This is a genomic window from Desulfogranum marinum (assembly GCF_016918565.1).
Lineage (GTDB): Bacteria > Desulfobacterota > Desulfobulbia > Desulfobulbales > Desulfobulbaceae > Desulfogranum > Desulfogranum marinum.
Genome location: NZ_JAFFQD010000085.1, coordinates 1 through 6,242 on the forward strand (window position 1 = coordinate 1; position 6,242 = coordinate 6,242).

Here is a 6,242-nt window from a genome sequence, read left to right on the forward strand (position 1 = left end):
GGGGGGGCCGTCTTCCGCCTGGGCTGCGTTTACCGTCAGTTGAGCCCAGAGCAATGCGCCATCCGGCTTGACCAGCCGCAGATCACATTCCTGGGGTTCGCCCGTCTCAATGAGCTGTTTCCGATGCAGGTAGTAGATGTCCTGGTCATCTTTGAGAATGAAGCGGGAGATCGGCTGCTTGACCAGCGCGCTACGTTCCGCACCCAGCAGCGTGGCCGCCGTGAGGTTGGCCTCTAGAATCAGTCCCTGCTCAGACAAGATGCAGCAGCCCACCGGGGCCAGGTCATAGAGGTCAAAATAACGCACCCGCCTTGCTTCGATCTGGGCCTGGGCCGTACGCAGTTCCTCGTTCTGCATCTCCAGTTCGATCTGATGAACCCGCAGTTCGTGGAACAGCCGCCGGATTTCTTCAGGGGTTTGCGCGAACAGGGAGGTCGACTCCATGTTCCGGGCTTTCTCCTCGGCTCGTTTGCGCAGCGCCGCCGCGTCGGCGGGCGTCTGGCTGGATTTATGCTGCCTGTCGCTCATGGTTTTTTCTCTGCTTGATTACGCTCCTGAGGTATGCCGGTTTTCGTCTCCCGTGGGTGTGATCCGGCCGGTGTGAACAGGTCATTTTTTTCTGCATACGTTTATCGTTCCTATTTTCGAAGCGTCCTTGTCAGGCGTTGACGCGAGATTCCAAGGACCAATGCTGCCTTGGTACGATTATTGTTGCAGCGCCGCAAGGCCTCTTTGATCAGATCGACAGTGGCTTCTTCGACGGTCGGCAGAGATTGCTCGGATCCGGCAGGCCAACCTATCCACCCTTGAGCATTCTCTTGGGAGCCTGGAATTGCGTGACCGGCGGATGCTGGAAATACTCTGTCGCCGTTGCCGGTGAAATCAGTAACTGTGAGGTGTCCGGTCCGGCAACGATTAACCGCGTCATGAACCATCATTTCCAATTCCCTGATGTTGCCAGGAAAATCATAGCCTTTCAATCCGGTCAGCACCGTTTCGGCACAATCAAGCGGCTTCTCGTTACGGGCCTCAGCAATCTTTGCCAGAAAATGGCTAATCAATGCCGGCACATCGTCTCGTCGCCGCCGCAGCGGTGGCAAATGGACGTGATGCGCAGATAGCCGGTAAAAAAGATCAGCGCGAAAGTGTCCGGCGACCTGTTGTGCCGACAGATCGTGGTTTGTTGTGGCGATTATGCGAATGTTGGCGGACATCGTTTTGTCCGATCCCAGCTTGAAATATTCGCCCTCTTGCAGCAAGCGCAGCAACTTGACCTGGGATTGCCGGCCCAAATCACCGATTTCATCGAGATGAAGCATACCTCCGGCGGCTTGTTCAACCAGCCCGTGCCGGGACGTTTCCGCCCCGGTAAAGGCGCCTCTGACATGACCGAACAACGTGTCGGAAAAAACCATGTCGTCAAGACCGGCAACGTTTACCGAAACCAATGGACACGGCTGCTCTACCAACGAATTGATTGCCTTGACCACGAGTTCCTTGCCGGTTCCCGTCTCTCCGGTTATGAGAATTGGCAGGCGGCTCGAGGTGATCGACTCGAGGTATTGAAAAAGAGCGAGCATTGCTTGGTTCTGGGTGACGATTGCTGAAAACGCGGCCGGGTTCCGGATTTCGCCTCCAAGTAGAGAGTTTTTAAGCGATTGTGCCTGGTCGCGCAGTTCCCGCAATTCGATCACACGGCGAAGCGTGACTGCCAGGCGTTCGCCATCAATCGGTTTGACGAGGTAGTCAAAAGCACCTTTTCTCAAGCAGGTGACCGCTGTCTGCACCTCGTTCATGGCGGTGATGATAAGGACCGGCAAAGAAGGGTATCGTTCCCTCGTAAGTTCCAGAATCTCTTCACCGGAGAAAAACGGCATGGTCAAGTCAAGCAGGAGCGCCTCAAAGTGCTGCTCTGCCAGCAGACGCTCTACCTCGCGACTGTCACTGCAGGTAATAATATTCGGGAAGCCCCCAATTTTCAGAGACACCGCAAGGCTTCGCAATACTTGTTTGTCGTCATCCACCAGAAGGAAGGGATACGACGGTGATGATGTCGATACTTTCATGGCTCCCCAACCCCTTCACCCTCTGTACCACCTGGGAGCAGGACGCTGAAAGTCGAGCCCACGCCTTCCGTACTCTGCACCTCGATGGTGCCACCGTGCTGTTTGATGATACGCTGCGTTATGCCGAGCCCCAGGCCGGTACCGCCACTCGCTTGCTTGGTGGTATAAAACGGATCCATGATGCGCGTCAGGGAGTCTGCCGGTATGCCGACACCCTCGTCGCTGATTTCCACGACAACCCTTTTGCTTTCGGACACATACAGTATGGTAACGACTACCTTTTTATCTTGGGATGGCAATGATTCGACGGCATTGATCAGCAGGTTGACAAATACCTGTTCGAGTTTGTGTTGGTCTGCGTTGACCAAAGGGAGGTTATCGCCATAATGGACAATGAACTTGTCGGTGCATTTCTTGATCTTGTGATTCACCATCAGAATGGCATTGTCCAAAATCTTTGCCATGGCGACCGGTTTGAGCAACAGCGTATCGTTTTTTCCCGAATAGTCTTTTAAGACCGAGACGATACGGGCAATGCGCTCGGCGCTGGCACCGAGCGCGGCGATGATCTGCGGGATATCATCCTTGAGTTGGCTATAGGAGGAGGCTCCGATAACAAAATCCTCCCCGCGCTGCAATGAGGCATCCAGTATCGGTTTAGCGTTCTGCCATGCTTTGTCGATGATCTGCGTGTTTATAGAGATGACCTGGTTAGGGTTGTTGATCTCGTGAGCCACACCGGCTATCAATGTGCCCAGAGCAATCAACTTGTTGGTCTGGGCCATTTCTTCATTCATTCGGTGCTTATCGGTGATATCGGCAATACGAATAATCACTCGGGAAAGATGGTCTCCCTCCGACTGTATAGGGTAGACGGCAACCAGCTCAAAACGCTGAGGATCGACGAATCCGTGCCGTTCTACAGTCGTCTCACTTCCCTGTGCTATTGCCTGACATACCTTGCACTCAGAATCTTTTTCCAGGCAACCGCCTTCGGCGTCATGGCACGGCATCGGAACGGAAGTGATATCGATACCGGCTGTTTGATAATAGTCTATAGTGTGCCGGTTGCACAATAACACGTTCTTATTGCTATCGACGAGCAACAGCGGTTCGGTGATCCCTTCAAAGACCGCTTGCAACAACGCTCGCTGCAGGTCCTGTTGTTTCTCGAGTTCCTTCCGCACAGCCATTTCCTGGCGCAAGGACTGGTTGCTGGCAGCAAGTTCGGCGGTACGTTCTTCAACCATCGCCTCAAGCTGCCTGGTCATTTGCGACAGCCGGAGATGGGTATCGACACGATGCAGCACCTCATCTGCCTGGAACGGTTTGGTAATATAGTCCACTCCACCGCTGCTGAAGGCTCTCGCCTTATCGGCGGGCTCTGAGAGGGCGCTGAGAAACAGAACCGGAATATCGGCAAGTCGAGGAGTTCTCTTGAGCCGGTTGCAAACCTCAAAGCCATCCATATCCGGCATGAGGATGTCCAGCAAAATGATCTCTGGTGGATTTCTCTCTGCCGCGGCCAAAGCCGCCGCGCCATCGGGAAACGCCACCACCCGATGGCCGGCGTTTCGGATAATATCTTGCAGGTAACGCAGGTTTGCCGGCGTATCGTCCACCAGCATGACCGTTCTCCCCGTTCGATCTGCACTCACCGCTTTTCCTCCATTAGTGTTTGAGTAATTGAGCGATACGCTGGTAGTTAAATGTTTCAGCAAGATGCCGCAGGACACTGATTGCAGCCGGAAACGAAGCTCGAGCGCCGCCAAGCAACTCGGTAAAAGCGACCATGTCTCCATCCACCAGGGCCTCTTTGAGCTGTTGCTGCAATTGCTCCGGCAGGTTCGCCACCTCGTGCTCGGCTATTTCTAACCGTTCCTCGGGTGCAACCGTGACCAGGTCTCGAATCCTTTGCCGGCAGTGCGACTCGTCTTTTTCTGAAGCACTGTCCCGGTACACGGGGACACAAAGGCGAAAACATGACCCTTCTCCAAGACGGCTGACGGCCGTGATCTTTGCATCAATGACCTTTGCGACCATTAAGCAGGTAAATAATCCGACACCAACCTCCCTGGATATTTGTGCTGCTTTTATCATGTCAAATGACAACAATACACTCAAGCGCTCGGGCTCAATTCCAACACCACTATCTTCTATCTCCAGTATCAAAGTGAGCTCTTGGTTGTTCGTCATCGGATCGACGATGGCGGGTAGTTCCGCCTTGACACCTAGCCTTATGGTTCCCTGGTCCGTATTTTCGACGGCGTTATCAAGCAATTTTTCCAGGATTGTCATGATTTTTTCTTTCTCCCCTCTCATTCGACAAGGGACGGTATGCTCATCAATTTCAACCTGCAGGCTCAACGTCTTGGCGAGACATCTGGGCCGATAAAGGCTTATCAGGTTTTCAATCATGGGGCAGAGCTCGAACGATTGATCATGTCGATTAAGCGAATTAACTTGCAGATTGGCCATCGAAAGCATGTTTTCCAAGACCTCCTTCAAGCGCCGAGCCCCATCGGCAATAATGCCGAGTGTTGAGCGATGACCATTGGAGAGATCCGAATCCCGGCTTAGCTGATCGGCCAGACCGATCATGGAATGCAATGGTGTCATCAATTCATGAGAGAAGCGGGAAAACAATGCGTGACGAATATTTTCGGACTTTAGGCTTAACTCGTACGCCCTCTGAGTTGCTTCCAATGCCTTTTGTTTCGTAATGTCTCTGAAGAACGCAGCAATGATCTGTTGATCACCAGAAAGCCAGCTGCTAGCCCTGATCTCGACATCGAGCAGGGTGCCGTCCTTTGCTCGATGCTTGGTCTCAAACAGATCATATCCGGTCCTCAGAAAGTCCTTCATGTGTTGCTCGGTTTCAGCAGGCGTTTCCTTTGCATCGATGTCGGGTATTCTCATCATCAGCATCTCCTCCTTACTGTAACCGAGCATTCGGCACGCCTGTTCGTTGACGTCTGAAATTTGACCGTCGTCTCCAATAAGCCAGAAACCTTCAGATGTTGTCTGTAGCAGCTTCTGAAACAGATCCGAAGTGATCCGAAGTTCTTTTTCGATTTTTCGCTGCGCGGTTAAGTCGGAGAAACTGGCAATAAAATGGGTTATCGTACCATCCTCGCCAAGTACGGCGCTGGCGGCTAGATGAACGGTGAAAGAGGTGCCGTCTCGACGCCTGGCCACCAATTCACCGCCCCAGAGATGGTCCCGTTGGAGCCTCTTCAATATGTGGCCTGCCTTAACCGGATCTTCCCAAAAACTTGTAGCCAATCGACCGAGTGCTTCCTCGGCGTGTTTTTCACCCCATAGGGCAAGAAACGCAGCATTGACAAAGGTAAGCACACCGTTTTGGTCAGCAATGGCGATGCCGCTGACCGCCGTTTCGATGGCTGTGGAAATCAGTTCCAATTTCTCACGCAGCGTGACAGGACCTGTAATGTCCTGGATTGTGCCGACAGCGCGACTCATATGCGTTGCGAGATGTTTTTGAAACAACCCTCGCACCCTGACATGCTTAATTCGGCCGTCACCCATGAGCAACCGGTGTTCGAACTCATATTCCTCGCCGGAGACGAACAGATCTTGGAAGCGTTGGTCCACATTCTGCCGATCATCCGGATGGACAGTTTCGAGAAACAATTCATAGGAAGGAGCCTGGGTGTCAGGGTCGACTTCGAGAATACGGTAGGCTTCGTCGGACCAGCGAACCCGATCGCTCTCAAAATCCCATTCCCATGAGCCGACTTGTGCGATGCGTTGACTTTCCTGAAGCAGTGACTCGCTTCGCTGCAAATGTTCTTCGAGGAGTTTTGCATCGGTAATGTCACGTCCGATCGACTGAAAACCAATCAGACGCTCACTTGCATCAAAGAACGGAGAATCAGTCCACTCCACCCATCTGATACCATCCTCGGTTAGAACCGAGTGAGAATATCGATTCTCCCTGGGCCGACATTCCAGATCTTTATAAACATCGACAACGGCGTCGCGCTGTTCGGCGGGAACCAGATCCACCCAAAGGCTGCCAAGCAATTCGTGCCGACTTTTCCCAAAAAACAGGCAATAGCTGGTATTGACAAAAAACAGCGTGGTGTCGGGAAACCAACCGCAGATCAGATCAGAATGAGCGTCGGCAAATAGCTGATAGTCCATGACCGGCTC

The 6,242-nt window shown here is 52.9% G+C and carries 4 protein-coding genes; all 4 read right to left on the reverse strand.

What is annotated here, in order from left to right; genetic code table 11:
* Positions 1-528 (reverse strand): PAS domain-containing protein (locus tag JWH17_RS22515; RefSeq protein ID WP_205224956.1); only part of this gene is annotated, 528 nt, incomplete at its 3' end.
* 110 nt (positions 529-638) lie between these two features.
* A complete protein-coding gene (locus tag JWH17_RS22520; protein ID WP_205224957.1) occupies positions 639-2,066 on the reverse strand; it encodes a sigma-54-dependent transcriptional regulator in 1,428 nt (475 codons plus the stop codon).
* Entirely contained in the window at positions 2,063-3,694 is a 1,632-nt protein-coding gene (locus JWH17_RS22525) for a response regulator (RefSeq protein ID WP_205224958.1), read from the reverse strand. The genes JWH17_RS22520 and JWH17_RS22525 overlap by 4 nt, the downstream gene beginning before the upstream one ends.
* 43 nt (positions 3,695-3,737) lie before the next feature.
* Positions 3,738-6,242 (reverse strand): PAS domain S-box protein (locus tag JWH17_RS22530; protein ID WP_205224959.1); only part of this gene is annotated, 2,505 nt, incomplete at its 5' end.

Coding starts and splice junctions, on each gene's coding strand:
- JWH17_RS22520 (WP_205224957.1), bottom strand. CDS start 2,066: ATGAAAGTATCGACATCATCACCGTCGTATCCCTTCCTTCTGGTGGAT.
- JWH17_RS22525 (WP_205224958.1), bottom strand. CDS start 3,694: ATGCTGGTGGACGATACGCCGGCAAACCTGCGTTACCTGCAAGATATT.